This is a genomic window from Methanothermobacter sp. DP (assembly GCF_026692625.1).
GTDB lineage: Archaea > Methanobacteriota > Methanobacteria > Methanobacteriales > Methanothermobacteraceae > Methanothermobacter > Methanothermobacter marburgensis.
Genome location: NZ_CP113501.1, coordinates 209,534 through 225,000, shown reverse-complemented (window position 1 = coordinate 225,000; position 15,467 = coordinate 209,534). Strand labels below are relative to the sequence as shown.

Below are 15,467 nucleotides of genomic sequence, written 5' to 3'. Positions count from 1 at the left end.
ATAGAACCTCCCCTTATGGACGTTCTCATCTGAAACCGTGAGGACAAACATTGCAACATTTTCCTTGTTTATGAGGTCATCCCGTATAAACCCAGGGACTATATGCACGCCCTCAATCACTATGCTTATACCCTCTGTGAGGGCCCTCTCAATTACAGCCTCCACGCCGATGCTCACAGTGTCCACGTGATCCCTGAATCCAATGAGAACCTCGTCAAGTTCTGGTGGTGGGGGTATTCTGAGGGACTGGTACGCTGTGTAGCTTGATTCATAGATGGACGGGAGAAGTTCCCTGGAGACTATTTTACGCATTACCTCCCTTATCATGTCGGTGCTTATCATGTTCCTTATGCCAAGGCGGTTTGCAACCTCAAAGGCAATTGAAGATGTTCCAACCCCTGAGGCCCCCCCTATGAGTATTATCAGGGGTTCCTTGCACTGCCTTATTCGTCTCCAGAGCATGTACTTCTCTGCTACCTCAGGATCCTCCCTTTTCAGGTGCTCTGAGACCACATCAACGAGTTCCTCTATTGTTATGACATCGACCTTATTCTTTTTAAGGTGAGCCTCAATTCTGGAAGCAAATGTGTATGCCTTGTTAGGGTCCATCTCTGCCCTGGTCAGTGAACGTGCCAGAACGCCCTTGGAGAAGGGCTCCGTGTATTTTTTTCCGCTTACTTCTCCCTGAACCATGATCATGGTCTCACCTCAAAAAGAACTTGTCATAATCTGAAATCCAGTTTTTATATATTTAACTGGACCTGAGATTTAAAATTTCAGCAGTTATGGATCCATCATCTTCAATTTCAATGAGGGCTGCTCTGCCATCTGAAAGCTGTCCCGGGTTGACCACGATGGTTTCACCTATACGGTCCACTCCCGGGGACTCGTGGATGTGGCCACAGATGTTCAGGCAGGGCTGGTGTCTTTCTATAACATCCCTCACACCCCTGCTTCCAACATTGTCCCCGGATGGAATTCTATCAAGTGATGTTCCATGTGGTGGTGCATGGGTTACAAGAATAAGAACATCTCCTTCACCAGACTTTTCCATGAGGTCGTCCAGTTCCGCTTTTATCTCATCCTCCTCCAGTTCAAGGGGTGTGTTGAATGGTGTTGGGTTTGAACCCCCGAGGCCGCATATGGCAATATCCTTGATGTTAATGGATCTTCCATGTATATTCACGGCCTTTGAGTTTTCTATTTTAGTCACAGCCCCATGGGGATCGCAGTTCCCTGGTACGGCAACAACAGGGATGTTGTGGGATGCCAGGTCATTGAGGAGCTCCTCAACGAGTTCCGCCGGCCCGAAGTGTGTTATGTCACCTGCCACAACAATGAGGTCAACGCGGTTATCCATTATAAACCTGTGAAGTTCAGGTATGTTTGAACCATGAAGATCACTTACAGCGAGGATTTTCATGAAAAATCACACTCCATATTATTCCCTGAAGAAGGAGCCTATTTCCTTTAAACCCTTTTTTATGTCCTCTGAATCGCCATAAACGGCTATAAGATCGTCTTCTTCAAATTCAATTATAAGGCTGTGGGTTTCGGCAATATCCTGAACCCTGTCCTCGGCTATTGGTTCCTTAAGGTGCACCCTTGCAGCTGCAAATCCCGGTGGGGCTCCGACAATAAACCTTGACTTTGTTTCGGGGGGTTTGTGGACCTCCTCACCCCTTGAGGCCCTCTTTAATTTTTCAATCCATTCGTCAGGGTAATCAGGGGCAACTGACTCTGCAAGTTCAAGGAGTTTCTCCTGGATTGAGTTGAGCATGTCGTTTATTCTCTTAAGCTCCCTGATCATCTCAGGGTTCTCTGTATCTGATTTATAGAAGTTGATTGATGTCCTCACAAGCCTTATGTCCTCTGTAATTTCCACTGGGACATCAACATCCTTCTTTCGAAGGTCTGTCAGGAGTTCAACAAGCACGAACCATGTCTGTTCAACAGGGAGTGTCATAGATGTCCTTCCAGAATTTTTAGGGTTGTGTGGTTTATCTTTGCACCCGCTTCTTCAAGTTCCTTTCGGATCTCCTCAACGTTACTGTAGGAGCTGAGAATGAGCACATGGTTGCTCTGTGTGCCCTGGATGGATAGTATGGCCACCTCGTCGTCATCGGATAATTCCTTCTTCTCAAGGCCTGCCTTGTAGTCCACAAAGGGTTTGAATTCTTCTGGAAGATCCTTCAAAGTAAATATTCCCTTTAAAGTAGCTATAAACAAAAAAACACCTCACTTTTGGGATTTTGAATCCCTGGAAAAAAATAATTAATTTGTGGTCTTAACCGCTTCCAGGTGCAAGGCGGTCGAGTTCCTCGAGCTTTTCAAGGCACTCGTCGACGCATACCTGGTGGGCGTCAACCACAAGGTCCTCTTTTGGAAGACCCATTGCAAGTCCAAGTAGCTGTGCGAGGTGAAGTACCGGTATGTTGAATTCCTCGCCGAACTTGTCCTTTATCTCCATCTGACCAACGTCAAACTGGAGGTGGCAGAATGGGCAGACGTTTACTATTGCGTCAACACCGGCTTCCTTCATGTTTGTGAGTTTTTCCCTTGTGAAGTCGAGTGCAACGTCCAGGTCCCTTGATCTCACTCCACCACCGGCACCGCAGCACATCATCTTGTCCTTGTATTCAACTGATTTCGCACCGGTTACCTCAACAATTTCATCCAGTATGGTTGGTCTTTCAGGGTTGTCTATGTTTATCTCGTCGCTTGGTTTGAGGAAGTGGCATCCGTAGTGCACTGCAACATTGAGGTTGAGGGGCTTCTCAACTATTTCGGCAAGTTTGTCCAGACCAACCTCGTTGTAGAGGACCTCAGCAAAGTGTCTGACGTTGATTTCTCCCTTGTATTCCCTTCCGGCTTCTTTGAGGATTTCATTGATTTTTGCCTTCATCTCCTCGTCTTCCTTGAGGAGGTGGTTTGTCTCGAAGAGTGAACCGAAGCATCCGTTACATTCGGTCATGATGTCTGCGCCCATGTCCTCGGCGATTGTTATGTTCCTTGCTGCTATTGCGGCCCATGTTGTTTTATCGAATGAACCGAATACTCCTGGTGCTGGACAGCAGGATGCCCCTTCCATGTCCTTCAGTTCGATTCCAAGTTTATCGAATAGAACCCTTGTTGCCTTTTCAATTCCAGGGTACCTGTTGTTCATGATACATCCTAAAAAGTATGCGATTTCCATTTGCATGCCTCCTTATTCAAGTTCACCTGTTTCCCAGTTGTAGCCTATTAACTGGTCAAAGCCTGTTGCCTTGATGATTTTCTGAACCTCTTCAAGTGCTTCAGGGAACTGGTGTGTTGTTGGTGGTAGTTCTCCAAGGCCAACAGCCTTTCGAAGCTCCATTGTTGCGTCGTTGATTGGTACTCCGTGACCTGTTTTTATAACGAATGATCCAACTGCCTTGTGTGCTGGTGCCATGAATCCTGCTTTGGCTGCTTCGTTCCTTGCAAGTTTCACAACATCCACGATTCTGACCTTACGTGGGCACCTTTCCTGGCAGGAGTAACATGTTGTACACATCCAGAGGGTTGGATCTGAGATTATTTCATCCTTTAATCCAACATTTGCCTTCCTTATTATCTGTCTTACCCTGTAAGGGGTTCTTCTTCCAGATGGGCAGGATCCTGTGCATGTACCGCACTGGAAACAGTATTCCAGACTGTCACCGCCTGCGGCCTTTATTTTTTCAGAGAACTCCTTGTCAATATTACCCTTTCTGATTATGTTTTCTTCTCTCTGCAGTAGGGTCATTATATCACTCCTTTCGCTTTTATCCTCTTCCTCCTCTGATTCTTCTTCAGAATCAGAATCCTCCGAAGAGTCTTCATCCTCAACTACCTCCTCATCCTCATGGGAGGTTTCGGCAGGTTCTTCAGATTCATCCTCCTCAACATCTGCAGTTTCGGGTTCTTCAGCTGATGCTTCCTCAGAGGCCACCTCAGGTTCTTCGACCTTTTGAGTTTCCTCTGGTTTTTCTGTTTCTGCAGATATGGAGGGTTCATCTGAAGGTTTTTCTTGAGGTTGAGGTTTTTCTTCCTGTTTGGTGGACTCTGTTGGGGTCTCTGTTTTCTCTGGCTCCTCTGTTTTACTGTCCTCTTCCTTCTTCTCACCCATCAACATTTCTTTTAGGCGTTTTAGAACTGACATTGTTTTCACACCCTGAAAGATCCCTGGTTAGCAAACCTCAGATTTTTCTTATTAGACTGTGATTTTTATGGGTATATAAAGATTCCTAAAATTTGCCGATGTGTAACCTTTAAGGTGACACCTGAGGATCGTATCCCAGGATACCGGTAAGTGACAGACTGCACCCTGAGCAAGACTGCAATGGTTAAGTAATCCCTGACCCAATTAAGTAACAGACGGTGTAAGCAATGAGCAAGACTGAATATCAGATAAAATTACATGACGGACCCGCAAGGCTGGGTCTTCTCGGAGATTCTGAAACTCCCCTGCTTGTTAGATATGAAAAGATGGATATCGCCCCATATGAAACAATCCCGCACAATGTACCCCGGGAAATCGCAGAGTGGGGTGTCACTGAAACCCTGGAGATGGCCTCTGAATCTGATGCAGAATACGCATTCATACATGGATCCCGCTATACTGACCTCAGAGTAAGATGCGCCCTTGAACTTGAGGAGATTGGTTTCAGGAAACTCATAGTGGCAAATATGGATGAACTGCTCCAGAGACCCATGGAGATGGTTCGGATTCTGACTGAAATACGTGAGGCCATAAAACCTGAGACCATGCTGTGTTCAACATTCTCTCCCCCGGCCTTCATCCCCCTCCTCGCGTATATGGGTGTGGATGTGTTCTCAGACGCCGCTGCAGAGTTCTATGGTATGATCAACGTTTTATTCACTGAGACCCATACCTATCCCCTGGACACCTACAGGATCTGCAGTTACAGTACAGATGAACTGATTGAAAGGAACAGGCTGACACTTGATCTGGTGCTGCGGGAGGTCCGTGAACACATAAAGAACGGTACACTGAGAAACCTCGTCGAGGAGCGTGCCGCCTCTTCGCCCCAGAACATGTCTGCACTCAGAGTACTGGACCATGAAATGCAGGAATTCCTCCAGAAGTACACCCCCCTCTACTGATAGGGGGTTTTCAGTGACGCGGCACCGCTATTATAATATAATGGTAGGTTCCTGCATCCCCCACAGATTCCACAACGAACCCATGGTCTTCAAGGATCTCCGTGACCTCATCCTCCGACAGCCTTAACTCCATGTGCGGTCCAGGGGTTCCCTCTACCTTTTTAAAATCAACCACCACCAGCCTTCCACTCCTGCTGAGGAGTCTTTTGACCTCGGCCATCAGTGGTTCAACCTCGCCGTTGACCACTATCCCATGGAAAACGTTGGCCATGAAGTAAATGTCAACTGTTCTATCAGGAACCGGCAGTCTATGGGTTATATCTGCAACCAGGGGTAGTATGTTACTCCTTCTGCATATTCTGGACCTCAGGATCGCAACCGATTCTGGGTATACATCAACCGCGATGACCCTTCCCTCATCACCAACAGCAGATGCTGCTTCAAGTGAAATAAAGCCATCACCACAGCCAGCATCAAGAAAAGTGTCCCCTGCCTTCAGTGGAAGCATCTCAATGAGCTTTTTAGCATCTATGAGGTCCCTTGTCGATTTACCCCCATCGACATGGATTTTACGGGCCATGTTAACACCATGCTGTATCTCTTTTTTATATGATAAAAATTTTCACGATCTCCCTGGTGGATCTTAACCCTTGATTTTGCAGGTCATTACAGTGCTTTAACCAACACATGATCAAACTGGATCGCCAATGAAGAGCATCATTACAGTGCTTTAAAAAGTGATGTTCAGATCCCTGAGGGCATTTATAAATAGGTGCCCGGAGAGAATTATTAAATGGTGTCTTAATATGATAGAAAAGATGGAGCTCACCATGACAAATGGCACGGTACACCACTTCAAGAGGGGGGAGTTTGGGGTGGAAAATATAAAGGTTGATAAGGAGAAGTGCTTTATACTGGTGAGCTTCTCTGAGAGGGAGTTCGGTAAAAGGGAGATAATAATACCCCTGCAGAACGTTGAAAAGTGCGAATACCTCCTAAGGTAATCAGATTATCATAGCCTCCACAATGGAACGGGGCGCACCTGCAACCTCAACAAGGTACTCGGCCTCGATGAAGTGGAGTCCGGCCGGGACAACAAGACAGTGAAGTGGATCCCCAAAGTCCTCCTTAAGAAGTGAGGATATTGCCTCGGCCCTTACAAGGGGCCTTTCAGAGCCGGCCCTTGCAATTACAACTGCCAGGGTCTTTCCATTGATTGTGTCATCACCAAGTTTCTCTGATGCCCGCAGCAGGTATTCAAGGCCCTCATTTGCAGTCATGTACCTCCTTTTATGGGCCTCTATATCCAGGAGCACCAGTGAATGGGAATCCCTCTCAAGGTTATCCTTTATATTAACGTAGGGGGATGTTGGGAAGTAATTTTCTGATGTGAAGGGTACTGTGATTATCCTCCCGAACTTGTAGGCCTGCAGCCCTGCAAGGCCCGGTGCAGCGGATATTATGGATGATGCATGAATGACCCTTGTCTCTATGCCCCTCCTCCTTGCGTCCAGGATCAGTTCCGTATGGGTGGTCGCAATGAGGGGGTCCCCCGGGACAAGGAGTGCCACATCGGATTTTTCTGCCTCAAGAAGTGGTACCCTTTCCTCCTCAATTTCCTCTCTGCGCAGTATATCTATATCTTTACCGGTTAACTCCTCAATTGCAGATAAACTGGCACCCTGAAGGATTGCGGTGTAAAATTCAGCGTAAACCCTGCTGCAGGCCTTTAAGGCCTTCAGACCCTTAACTGATATATCATTTTCATCGTAAAGTCCAAGTCCAATTATGTAAAGCATCTCACACCCTCTCATAAATCATAACGTTATATAATGTTTCAGAAAAACCAGTATATAAGTGGCTTAAACTTTAACAGGAAGTTCACCATGAAGGGTTTAAAGGTTCCAAAGAAAAAGGCCAATGACATAATCAGGATTTTAACTGAGAGGTCTCTCCTTAACAGGGATTACAGGATAAAGAGGAATGAAAGCCATGTTTACATACCGGTGATCGACACCGGGGTTGCAGGGGAATTTGATGATGTTGAGGTCATCGATGATGTTTTTGAGAGAAGTAAACGCTCCCCGAGAAGTTTTACTGATATGCTGAAATCCAGGATCCCCGAGGACGTGCTTGCATCCATCAGACGGTCCTTTGATATAATAGGGGATATCGTTATCCTTGAAATACCCGAGGAGCTCCATGACTACAGGCATGCAATAGGTGAGGCCGCCCTTAAATTCACGGGGCGGAGTGCCGTGTACATGAAGAGGAGTGGGGTGAAGGGTGTTACAAGGACCAGGGACCTTGAACTCATCTCAGGTTCTCCTGTATCTGAAACCGTCCATAGGGAGTACGGGAGCCGTATAAAGGTTGATATAAGGAGTGTGTACTTCAGCCCCCGCCTTGCCAATGAGAGGGAAATCGTTGCCAGGCAGGTGAAGGAGGGGGAGGTTGTCCTTGACATGTTTGCAGGTGCCGGGCCCTTTGCAGTTGCAGTTGCAAGGCATGGGAAGGCATCCAGGATATACGCTGTTGACATAAACCCCGCTGCCGTCGGTTACATCAGAGAAAATGCCCACCTGAACCGTGCAGAGGATATCATAGTCCCTGTTGAGGGTGATGTGAGGGAGTTCCTGAAGGATAAGGAGTGCTTTGTAGACCATGTGATCATGAATCTCCCGGGAACTGCCTGCGAATTTCTTGATGACGCCATCCGGGCAGTCAGGGATGGGGGCATCATACACTACTATGAGTTTTCAAGGGACTTCGAAACCCCTGTGAAACGCCTGAGGGACGCCGCGGCACCATTCAAAGTGGAGATCCTGGATAGGAGAAGGGTGAAGTCAAGGAGTCCAGGTGTATGGCATATCGGTATCGACGCAAGAATAAAAAAGAGGTGAGATCAGACGCAGTAAGAACACGCCAACCAACCTAAGAGCTGAAATCACAATGGATCCACTATACCCTCCTCTGTTATGATGCCGTCTATAAGATCAGAGGGTACTATGTCAAATGCAGGGTTGATGACCCCGGTATTTTCCGGGGCTATTCTGCAGCCGCCATAATAGAGGACCTCTTCGGGACTCCTCTCCTCTATCTCAACATCATAAATTGAATTTTCCCTGTCAAAGGTGCTGAGGGGCGCTGCAACGTAAAATGGTACATTGAACCGTTTTGCTGAGAGTGCAACCATGAGTGACCCTATCTTGTTTGCCACGCCGCCCTCTGCCACACGGTCAGCGCCTATTATAACCTTATCTATCATTCCCCTCTGCATGAGGTACCCTGCTGCAACGTCCGCTATCAGTTTAACAGGTATGCCCTCCTGCTGCATCTCCCAGACACTCAAACGGGCGCCCTGTCCCACTGGCCTTGTCTCATCACATATAACAGTCACATTCTTTCCCTGATCCCTGGCGGCCCTCACAACACCCAGGGCCGTGCCATAGTCAACACAGGCAAGGGCGCCTGCATTGCAGTGGGTTAAGATTGTATCTCCATCATGGATTATGCTGGCCCCGTGAGCCCCTATGGCCCTGTTGGTCTCCATATCCTCCCTGTAGATCTTCAGGGCCTCGTCAAGTGGGGACCCGGATTTCATTACACGGTCCACTGCCCAGAAAAGGTTCACTGCGGTTGGTCTTGACGACTTTATCTCCTCTGCAGCTCTTTCAGCATCCTCGCCTGCAAGGTCTGCCAGGGCGACTCCAAACGCTGCTGTTACCCCAATGGCCGGGGCGCCCCTTACAACCATGTTTTTTATTGCGTATATGACGTCCCGGTAGTTTTCACACTGAAAGTACTCCAGTGAATCGGGAAGTTTTCTCTGGTCTATAAGGATGAGCCGGTTGTCCTTCCATTCCAGTGTCTTCATGGTTATCACGGGATTTTCAGTAGTGGCTCGCTGGTGTCATGTCAAGGTGCTTGTCGGCGCCCTTTTTGCCTGGAATGCCGTAGGCGTCTGCCCTGCACTGTGTGCATGCCCTGAACACGGGTATTATCTTTTCAACCTCGTTCCTGACCCTCTCGATCTCCTCACAGGTTGGCCGTGGGTAGTCCTTCATCTCACCCATCGGTATGAGTGGTATAACGTTCATGAGGGAGGCTCCCCTCTTTTTAACCTCCCTTGCAATGTCGACTATGTGTTCATCGTTGAGGCCGGGTATGAGTACACTGTTGACCTTAACAATGATACCCTTCTCTGCAAGTTTCTCTATACCCTCAAGCTGGTTCCTTGAGAGAACCTCGAAGGCCTCCCTTCCATGGTAGACCTTATCCTTGTAGATAACAAAGGAGTATATCTTCTCACCTATGTCAGGGTCAATGGCGTTCACGGTTACTGTGACTGTGTTAACACCAATTTCTGCCAGTTCATCAGCCTTATCTGGAAGGAGCAGGCCATTGGTGCTGAGGCATTTTAGGAGGTCCGGGAACTTCTTGCTGGCCTTTTTGAAGAACTCGAAGGTCTCCTCATTTGCAAGGGCATCGCCGGGTCCTGCGACCCCTATTACACTTATGGGCATCTCGTTCTTAACCTTCTCAACGTGCTTTACTGCATCCTCGGCTGTCATGATCCTTGCAGTGACCCCTGGCCGGTTTTCGCATTCACTGATATCCCTTGTGCAGAACTTGCAGTGAATATTGCAGCGGGGTGCGATGGGCAGGTGGATCCTTCCAACCCTGTCGTGCAGTTTCTCATTGAAGCAAGGGTGAGCCTTTGTTATGTGGGCAAAGCGTGTCTGTCTCTGGTCAGGCATGTTTTCACCTCATATCGTCTATTATCTCCCTGGCCTTTAAAATCCATTCATCCCTGAGCACCTCATCGGTACATACAAGGGCTATTATGTTATCCTCTGAAAGGTCCCTTATAACCCGGAATCCCTCTGGTATTATACGGAATATTGCATCGTAGACCCTCTTCCTCAGGTTCATTGAGGGGTCGTGGACCGTCATTCCGCTGATATCAGAGATGGGGTCCTCCACCACCACCTCAAATCGGGATGGCTGCCGTACCCTTCCACGTCCCTGTGTCTCCCAGAGCCTTTCAAGTAGCTGTGGAAGGTACGTCTCGTCCCTTATCCTCAGGTGGACTGCTCCGGTGGCCTTATCAACCTCCATCTCAGCCATGTCCTCAAGGTAAATCGGCTCAGAGGTCCTCTGTGTCTTAACCACTATGATGAAGACCGGCTCCCTGGGATCAACCCATATCCTCAGGTCATCAACTGCCCTTGCAAGCTGGAGATCCTGGAGAACCTGGCGGGCTATTATCTCATAGACCTCTGCACCCCTAGGGTCGTAGCACTCAACATTTATCCCCATTTTAACCCTCACTGATGTCTTTCATTCCAGAAACAAGGAGGGCCGCTCCAACTGCGCCTATGTGCTGTGAATATGGGGGTACGATGACATCGATACCACCCAAGATATCACTTACCGCCTTAACAAGGCCCTCTATAAGGGATGTTCCACCCACCTGTATGAGGGGTTCCCTCACATCTATCTCCTGGAGCTGCTGCTCATATACCTGTTCGGCCACCGAGTGGCATGCCGCGGCTGCTGCATCCTCCCTTGAAACTCCCGCTGCAAGTGCGGTTACAAGGTCCTGTATACCAAAGACTATGCAGTAACTGTTGAGCATCGCCTTCCGGTAGTCCCCCTTCATTGCCAGGCTTCCAAGTTCATCTATCTCCACTCCAAGCCTCCTGGCTGTTATCTCCAGGAAACGTCCTGATGCACCGGCGCAGATACCCCCCATGGTGAAGTTGTCGGGTATGCCATCGTTGACGGTTATGACCTTGTTGTCCATACCACCTATATCCAGGACCGTTGCCTCCCCCTTCTGGTGGTCTGCAAGGAACACTGCACCCTTGGAGTTCACACTGAGCTCCTCCTGTATGAGGTCGGCCCCGTAATGTTTCCCTATGGTTAACCTGCCGTAACCTGTAACTCCTATCCCATCCAGGTCCTTCAGCGTGTAACCTGTACCTGCGAGGGCCTCCTCTATGCCCTTCTCTGCGGAGCCAAGGACATCTGTTGTGGGAAGCCATCCTGTTCCTATAACCTCGTTATCCTCCATCAGCACTACCTTGGTGGTTGTTGAACCTGAATCGATTCCAAGGGTTAGGCCCTCCTGTTTCTCCCTTGCAAGTATGCTTTTCCTTGCCACTATTGTTGAGAGCGCCTCCATACGTATGAACAGTTCATCGGCCTTTGTTCTCTCTGTGAATGAGTAGGTTACAACAGGAAGCCTTGTGTTCTGCTGTATGAACCTCCTTATCTCGTTCCTTACAAGGGCCCCCTCTGCACACCTGAAGCAGGTTGCTATGAAAACCGCGTCGGCATCTGTTTTGCCCTCAACGATTGACATTGCCCTTGCTATCATGAGTTTTATGCTTGAACTGGCACAGTTGAACCCAAATTTTTCATAGGCCTCGTCTATGTAGTCAAGGTCCGCCTCGGGGATCACTATTTCGGCCCCAAAAGTCCTCGCTGCCTTTTCAATTTCCTTCTGAACACCGCTGTAGTCGGTTCCACATGAAATCTGGGCTATTTTAACCATTTTGAGCCTCCAGTTCGTCCAGGAATTTGTTTATCCTGTTAACCACATCTATTGTCTCTTCCCTTGTTGTGGGGTATTTCAGTTCAAGTGTGGGTATGCCCTTCTTCCTGAGCTGGAATACGCAGAGTTCATTGGTCCTTGCGCATCCTATGCATCCAAAACCAAAGGGGGCTTCCTCCATTATTATGGCGGCATCCGCCTCCTCTATGAGGGGCCCTAGGATTGCCATTCTCCCCCTTACACCTGAGGGAACCTCTATTGCCGCGTACTTCAGGCCCCTTATCGGGTCCTCCTCGGTTATGTTGAAGGGTGGTGAATCGATTTCAGGGTCTGTAACCTTCTCCCTGATTTCTTTCTGGATTACAAGGGGTTCATGTCCCCTTCTTTCAACAAGATCTGCAAGTATAAGTGAATTTGGTGGAAATATCGCTATCTTCAATAGAATTCCCCCCTGTCTCCCTCCTGGGGTCTTCTGGCTATTTCAACCATGTCTGTGAAGAGGCCCTTTGTGGCATCAACGATTCCCACCGCACAGAGTACCTCGCCATTCTCCTTCAGGGGTACCACGACCACGGGTATTCCCTTGTAGGGTCCCCTCTCAGGTGTCTCCCTTGCTATCTCACCTGATTCAAGGACCTTTTCAAGTACGGGTCCTGTGTAGCTGTCATCGATCACCTTGCCGTCCTCTATTCGAAGACCCTTTGCTTCCCGGCTCCTTATTGTGAGGGGAAGACGACTTACAAGTTCATGTATACACATTCCAAGTTCCTTGAGTTCCTCTCCAGTGGATGATGAAGTTATTTTCATTTCAATCAGCCCTATGTTTTCTGTCTGGATTTCAGACTCCTCTCAACTACATCGCGGAATTCATCAACAGAAACCTTCTCCTTTTTTTCGGGTTCGGCCTTCTGGGGCCTTTCAAGGGCCTCGCCCACATATCCGAGTAGTTTGAATTCCTTTTCAAGCTGATGGTAACCCTCCCTTGCTGCTCCTCTGTGTCCTCTGCATCTCCGGGGGTCCCCAGGTGGGAACCCCCTCTCCTTTGTGAATATGTTGGCCGGGTCCAGGCTGCGTATTTTTCTGACAGCCTCCATCACAGTCTCTGTGTCCCCATGCACCAGCGCACCGTAACATGTTGATTTTATGGTCAGTGGCAGTCCAAGGAGGTGGAGCCTCTGGACAAGTTCCGATGAGCTCAGCCTTGATGACGGCCCAAGTATTATCATTCTTGTTGATTCCTCATGATTTTTTTCTTTCCCGGACATACACCGTGTCCCCCTCTTTGAATTTTTCAACATTCTCAAGGCCCTCTGTGATTCTGCCTATTATGTTGGTGCCGTTGAATGGTTCCCCTGTTGGGCCGTATTCATCGTTGTCCTCGAGTCTAACACCAACCATACCTATGTGTCTCCTTGACATGTTTGTTATGCCAATGCTGCCCTTTTTAACGCAGTTTGCAGGTGTTTTCTCCGGTACAAGGCCCTTTGCCAGGGATCTGTCACCCTCAAACATCACCACCTTCATGCCTGGGAAGGCGAAGTGTACCTTGAGGGATCCGATGGGTGTGTCGATGAGGCCTGTGAGTCTGCGGAAGTACCATGAGGACCTGGGTGCATCAGGGTCCAGTTCAACCTCCAGGATTTTATCGGCCTCTATGCCCACTGTTCTGACCCTTCCCTCCTTGAGTATGTCCATGGTGTAGGGTGGGTCCTGGGCCACAACGATTGCATCGTCAACCATTATGCCGTCCCGTATCTGCTCGACACCGTACCCTTTAAGGTATTCCTCTGCTTCCTTCTGGGTCATGGAGACTGTCATTATCCTGCCGGGTTCGCACTCCACCGTGATGTGGTCCCCTTCCCCTGCTATATCCACCAGTTCCATTCCATCTGTAACGTTTCCTATGAGGTTGTGGGATGGTGTTGAAACCCTGTCCTCCCTGTATATGTAAACCCTTCCAGCGCCCCTTCCAGTGTTCCTAAGGGTCACTGTGCCCCTGTTTCTCTTTGCTATTTTTTCGGGATCCTTTTTTATTCCCTGAAGGGAGTAGAAACCTATGAATGAGTTGGCCTCATAGTCAACCCTCAGTTTCCCCTCCTCCACCATTGTGAAGAAGTGTTCAACAGACTGGGGGGACTCGTGGGATGGTTTTACCTTAACGTAGGTGAATATCTGGTTTCCATCCTCAAGTGGTGTTTCAAGGTCTGTCACTGCGGCGCTCTCAACTATGCTTTTTCTCTCAACAACTGGTTCCACTGACCTTATCACGTCACGGTCTGTCAGTCGCTCAATGGTTCTTCCGCCGCCGGTTACCCTTGCAAAAACACCCCTGTTCTCAGCTGGGGCGCCGTATACTGATGAATGGGGGTCCCTGGAGATTATTATATGGGTTGAATCCGGGCTGAACCCTGAGAGGCTCATTATAACCTCATTCTCGTCGTAGAAGAATTCCTTCCTTGACGGCTCCAGTTCTGTTTTCAGGGGTCCCATTGAAATCTCGGATGGGGTTGTCCACCTTATACGGAGGTTTTCAAGGTTGCTGTAGACCTCCCTCCATGTCTCAACGATTTCAGGTGCTTCCTCAGGGAGCAGTTCAATCAGGATGCTTCCTGCTGTTGTTTTGATCCGGTATGTATCAATTGTCCTTTCAAGTTCCCTTGTGCCGCTTATGAGGCCCACAAGGGCGCCTTCCACATAGGGGGCCCCTGTAGCATCGATGGCATCCCTCACTGTGGCCCCCTCCGGGAGTTCAACATCCAGTCCATTAACCTTAACAAACATCAGATCTCCCTCAAATTTTTTCTTCTATCACACCTGTTATGATGTCCCTTTCAAAGTCAAAGAGGACCCTTTCATCATTATCATGGACTAAGTGGAGTTTTCTTTCGGATACTATCTCCCCTGCGTCTGATGCGGTTATTCCGGCAGACTCGAGAAGTTCAATACATTCAGCAACATTTTCTGGGCGTGCTGTCAGCACAAAACCTGAGCCGGGGTACATTCGAAGCCAGTCCTCCCACCTAACTGATCTGTTACGTGGTATTGATTCCAGTTCCACCCGTGCACCCACATCCGATGCCTCAAGCAGCATCCCCAGTGTTCCAAGGGTTCCCGGGTTGCTTATATCCTTACCTGCAGTTACCAGCTTTCTTTCTGCGATGATGGACATTACCTCAATCTGGAACTGCACCTCCCCAGGTGTTTTATGGGTGGTTGTGTCCCAGTTCAGGGGAAATGATGGGTGTGGCCTTCCATCGAGGTCTATGCCCACTATAACCCTGTCACCGGGTTCTGCGTCGCAGCTTGTTATGAGTGCATCCTCAGATGCTATACCTGCAATTGAAACATCAAGTGCGTCGTAGGGTGTGTCAGGGTGCACGTGGCCCCCCACCATTGGGACCCCGAACTTCTCTGCCCCCTCCCTTATACCCTCCATCACACTGTAACAGGTCTCCCCTGAGTTAATTGAGAGAACGTTAACCATGCCCACGGGTTTGCCGCCCATGGCTGCAATATCATTAACATTAACAAGTACAGAACAGTAGCCGGCCCAGTGGGGGTCAGCCTCCATCAGACGCCCCCATATTCCATCCGCTGCCAGTAAAAGAAGTTTTCCGTCTCCGATCCTGATGGCCGATGCGTCATCACCGTAACCGAGATGTGTTTTCCCCGAGACACTGAATGCATCATTAAGAATAGAAACTATGTTCCTTATTGGCCGTTTTCTTGTTACACCCTCAAAATTTTTAAGGGAATGGATGATATCATCTAAATCCAA

The 15,467-nt window shown here is 48.7% G+C and carries 20 protein-coding genes (1 of these 20 cut by a window edge); 3 read left to right on the top strand and 17 right to left on the bottom strand.

Annotated elements, in window-relative coordinates; translation table 11 throughout:
* The 6 genes in view from OXN82_RS01210 to hdrC are tightly spaced (at most 58 nt apart) and all read right to left on the bottom strand, a layout consistent with a single transcriptional unit that may run on beyond the window.
* Positions 1 to 699, bottom strand: the 5' portion of a protein-coding gene (locus tag OXN82_RS01210; protein ID WP_048176423.1) for a 2-phosphoglycerate kinase. The gene continues 222 nt to the left of window position 1, outside the view; 699 of the gene's 921 nt are visible here — the first part of the coding sequence; its start codon is at positions 697 to 699; its stop codon lies off the left edge, out of view.
* A gap of 52 nt (positions 700 to 751) precedes the next feature.
* Positions 752 to 1,423, bottom strand: coding sequence for a metallophosphoesterase (locus OXN82_RS01205; RefSeq protein WP_048176422.1), 672 nt, complete (start codon positions 1,421 to 1,423; stop codon positions 752 to 754).
* An 18-nt stretch (positions 1,424 to 1,441) separates the two neighbouring features.
* A complete protein-coding gene (locus OXN82_RS01200; protein ID WP_048176420.1) occupies positions 1,442 to 1,966 on the bottom strand; it encodes a DUF2096 domain-containing protein in 525 nt (174 codons plus the stop codon).
* The gene (locus OXN82_RS01195) at positions 1,963 to 2,229 is read right to left on the bottom strand and encodes a DUF749 domain-containing protein (RefSeq protein WP_013295278.1); all 267 of its coding nucleotides are present in this window, start codon (positions 2,227 to 2,229) and stop codon (positions 1,963 to 1,965) included. Before OXN82_RS01195 ends, OXN82_RS01200 begins: the two co-directional genes overlap by 4 nt.
* A 58-nt stretch (positions 2,230 to 2,287) precedes the next feature.
* Positions 2,288 to 3,196 carry a CoB--CoM heterodisulfide reductase subunit B gene (gene hdrB, locus OXN82_RS01190; protein ID WP_048176418.1) on the bottom strand — a complete coding sequence of 303 codons (909 nt, stop codon included), beginning with the start codon at positions 3,194 to 3,196 and terminating at the stop codon, positions 2,288 to 2,290.
* A gap of 12 nt (positions 3,197 to 3,208) precedes the next feature.
* Entirely contained in the window at positions 3,209 to 4,162 is a 954-nt protein-coding gene (gene hdrC, locus OXN82_RS01185; RefSeq protein WP_321211648.1) for a CoB--CoM heterodisulfide reductase subunit C, read from the bottom strand.
* A 227-nt stretch (positions 4,163 to 4,389) separates the two neighbouring features.
* Between hdrC and OXN82_RS01180 the strand changes: the two genes are divergently transcribed.
* Positions 4,390 to 5,127 (top strand): archaeosine tRNA-ribosyltransferase, encoded by a 738-nt coding sequence (locus OXN82_RS01180; RefSeq protein ID WP_321211647.1) that lies wholly within the window; start codon positions 4,390 to 4,392, stop codon positions 5,125 to 5,127.
* A gap of 10 nt (positions 5,128 to 5,137) precedes the next feature.
* Here OXN82_RS01180 and OXN82_RS01175 read toward each other — a convergent pair whose 3' ends face one another.
* The gene (locus OXN82_RS01175) at positions 5,138 to 5,707 is read right to left on the bottom strand and encodes a class I SAM-dependent methyltransferase (RefSeq protein ID WP_321211646.1); all 570 of its coding nucleotides are present in this window, start codon (positions 5,705 to 5,707) and stop codon (positions 5,138 to 5,140) included.
* Positions 5,708 to 5,933: 226 nt separating this feature from the next.
* On the opposite strand from OXN82_RS01175, the gene OXN82_RS01170 reads away from it, so the two are divergent.
* On the top strand, positions 5,934 to 6,131 hold the full coding sequence (locus OXN82_RS01170) for a hypothetical protein (RefSeq protein ID WP_013295273.1): 198 nt from the start codon (positions 5,934 to 5,936) through the stop codon (positions 6,129 to 6,131).
* Here the strand turns inward: OXN82_RS01170 and dph5 are convergent, their stop codons facing one another.
* A complete protein-coding gene (gene dph5, locus OXN82_RS01165) occupies positions 6,132 to 6,926 on the bottom strand; it encodes a diphthine synthase (protein WP_048176411.1) in 795 nt (264 codons plus the stop codon).
* A gap of 87 nt (positions 6,927 to 7,013) precedes the next feature.
* Here dph5 and OXN82_RS01160 point away from each other — a divergent pair, with 87 nt between their 5' ends.
* On the top strand, positions 7,014 to 8,030 hold the full coding sequence (locus OXN82_RS01160; protein ID WP_321211645.1) for a class I SAM-dependent methyltransferase: 1,017 nt from the start codon (positions 7,014 to 7,016) through the stop codon (positions 8,028 to 8,030).
* 44 nt (positions 8,031 to 8,074) lie between these two features.
* Here the strand turns inward: OXN82_RS01160 and mtnA are convergent, their stop codons facing one another.
* From mtnA to OXN82_RS01115, 9 genes are read right to left on the bottom strand one after another with little or no spacing between them, the layout of a single operon-like run.
* Positions 8,075 to 9,004, bottom strand: a complete 930-nt coding sequence (gene mtnA, locus OXN82_RS01155) for an S-methyl-5-thioribose-1-phosphate isomerase (RefSeq protein WP_321211644.1) — start codon at positions 9,002 to 9,004, stop codon at positions 8,075 to 8,077.
* A 16-nt stretch (positions 9,005 to 9,020) separates the two neighbouring features.
* Complete coding sequence (gene nifB / locus OXN82_RS01150; protein ID WP_048176406.1) at positions 9,021 to 9,887, bottom strand: FeMo cofactor biosynthesis protein NifB; 867 nt, start codon at positions 9,885 to 9,887, stop codon at positions 9,021 to 9,023.
* A 4-nt stretch (positions 9,888 to 9,891) separates the two neighbouring features.
* The gene (locus OXN82_RS01145; protein ID WP_052457437.1) at positions 9,892 to 10,449 is read right to left on the bottom strand and encodes a methanogenesis marker 17 protein; all 558 of its coding nucleotides are present in this window, start codon (positions 10,447 to 10,449) and stop codon (positions 9,892 to 9,894) included.
* A gap of 1 nt (position 10,450) precedes the next feature.
* Complete coding sequence (locus OXN82_RS01140) at positions 10,451 to 11,689, bottom strand: methanogenesis marker 15 protein (RefSeq protein ID WP_048176404.1); 1,239 nt, start codon at positions 11,687 to 11,689, stop codon at positions 10,451 to 10,453.
* Positions 11,682 to 12,128, bottom strand: coding sequence for a methanogenesis marker 5 protein (locus OXN82_RS01135; protein WP_048176402.1), 447 nt, complete (start codon positions 12,126 to 12,128; stop codon positions 11,682 to 11,684). Before OXN82_RS01135 ends, OXN82_RS01140 begins: the two co-directional genes overlap by 8 nt.
* On the bottom strand, positions 12,125 to 12,496 hold the full coding sequence (locus OXN82_RS01130; protein WP_048176400.1) for a DUF2111 domain-containing protein: 372 nt from the start codon (positions 12,494 to 12,496) through the stop codon (positions 12,125 to 12,127). The genes OXN82_RS01135 and OXN82_RS01130 overlap by 4 nt, the downstream gene beginning before the upstream one ends.
* 11 nt (positions 12,497 to 12,507) lie before the next feature.
* On the bottom strand, positions 12,508 to 12,954 hold the full coding sequence (locus tag OXN82_RS01125) for a methanogenesis marker 6 protein (protein WP_147671080.1): 447 nt from the start codon (positions 12,952 to 12,954) through the stop codon (positions 12,508 to 12,510).
* Positions 12,929 to 14,470 carry a methanogenesis marker 3 protein gene (locus OXN82_RS01120; protein ID WP_321211643.1) on the bottom strand — a complete coding sequence of 514 codons (1,542 nt, stop codon included), beginning with the start codon at positions 14,468 to 14,470 and terminating at the stop codon, positions 12,929 to 12,931. The genes OXN82_RS01125 and OXN82_RS01120 overlap by 26 nt, the downstream gene beginning before the upstream one ends.
* 10 nt (positions 14,471 to 14,480) lie before the next feature.
* Positions 14,481 to 15,467, bottom strand: a complete 987-nt coding sequence (locus tag OXN82_RS01115) for a methanogenesis marker 2 protein (RefSeq protein ID WP_321211642.1) — start codon at positions 15,465 to 15,467, stop codon at positions 14,481 to 14,483.

Excerpts from the sequence above, each read along its gene's own strand:
- OXN82_RS01180 (WP_321211647.1), top strand. The coding sequence starts at position 4,390 with ATGAGCAAGACTGAATATCAGATAAAATTACATGACGGACCCGCAAGG.
- OXN82_RS01145 (WP_052457437.1), bottom strand. The coding sequence starts at position 10,449 with ATGGGGATAAATGTTGAGTGCTACGACCCTAGGGGTGCAGAGGTCTAT.
- OXN82_RS01125 (WP_147671080.1), bottom strand. The coding sequence starts at position 12,954 with ATGTCCGGGAAAGAAAAAAATCATGAGGAATCAACAAGAATGATAATA.
- OXN82_RS01160 (WP_321211645.1), top strand. The coding sequence starts at position 7,014 with ATGAAGGGTTTAAAGGTTCCAAAGAAAAAGGCCAATGACATAATCAGG.
- OXN82_RS01200 (WP_048176420.1), bottom strand. The coding sequence starts at position 1,966 with ATGACACTCCCTGTTGAACAGACATGGTTCGTGCTTGTTGAACTCCTG.
- OXN82_RS01175 (WP_321211646.1), bottom strand. The coding sequence starts at position 5,707 with ATGGCCCGTAAAATCCATGTCGATGGGGGTAAATCGACAAGGGACCTC.
- hdrC (WP_321211648.1), bottom strand. The coding sequence starts at position 4,162 with ATGTCAGTTCTAAAACGCCTAAAAGAAATGTTGATGGGTGAGAAGAAG.
- dph5 (WP_048176411.1), bottom strand. The coding sequence starts at position 6,926 with ATGCTTTACATAATTGGACTTGGACTTTACGATGAAAATGATATATCA.
- OXN82_RS01120 (WP_321211643.1), bottom strand. The coding sequence starts at position 14,470 with ATGTTTGTTAAGGTTAATGGACTGGATGTTGAACTCCCGGAGGGGGCC.
- OXN82_RS01130 (WP_048176400.1), bottom strand. The coding sequence starts at position 12,496 with ATGAAAATAACTTCATCATCCACTGGAGAGGAACTCAAGGAACTTGGA.
- OXN82_RS01140 (WP_048176404.1), bottom strand. The coding sequence starts at position 11,689 with ATGGTTAAAATAGCCCAGATTTCATGTGGAACCGACTACAGCGGTGTT.
- OXN82_RS01205 (WP_048176422.1), bottom strand. The coding sequence starts at position 1,423 with ATGAAAATCCTCGCTGTAAGTGATCTTCATGGTTCAAACATACCTGAA.
- mtnA (WP_321211644.1), bottom strand. The coding sequence starts at position 9,004 with ATGAAGACACTGGAATGGAAGGACAACCGGCTCATCCTTATAGACCAG.
- hdrB (WP_048176418.1), bottom strand. The coding sequence starts at position 3,196 with ATGGAAATCGCATACTTTTTAGGATGTATCATGAACAACAGGTACCCT.
- OXN82_RS01170 (WP_013295273.1), top strand. The coding sequence starts at position 5,934 with ATGATAGAAAAGATGGAGCTCACCATGACAAATGGCACGGTACACCAC.
- nifB (WP_048176406.1), bottom strand. The coding sequence starts at position 9,887 with ATGCCTGACCAGAGACAGACACGCTTTGCCCACATAACAAAGGCTCAC.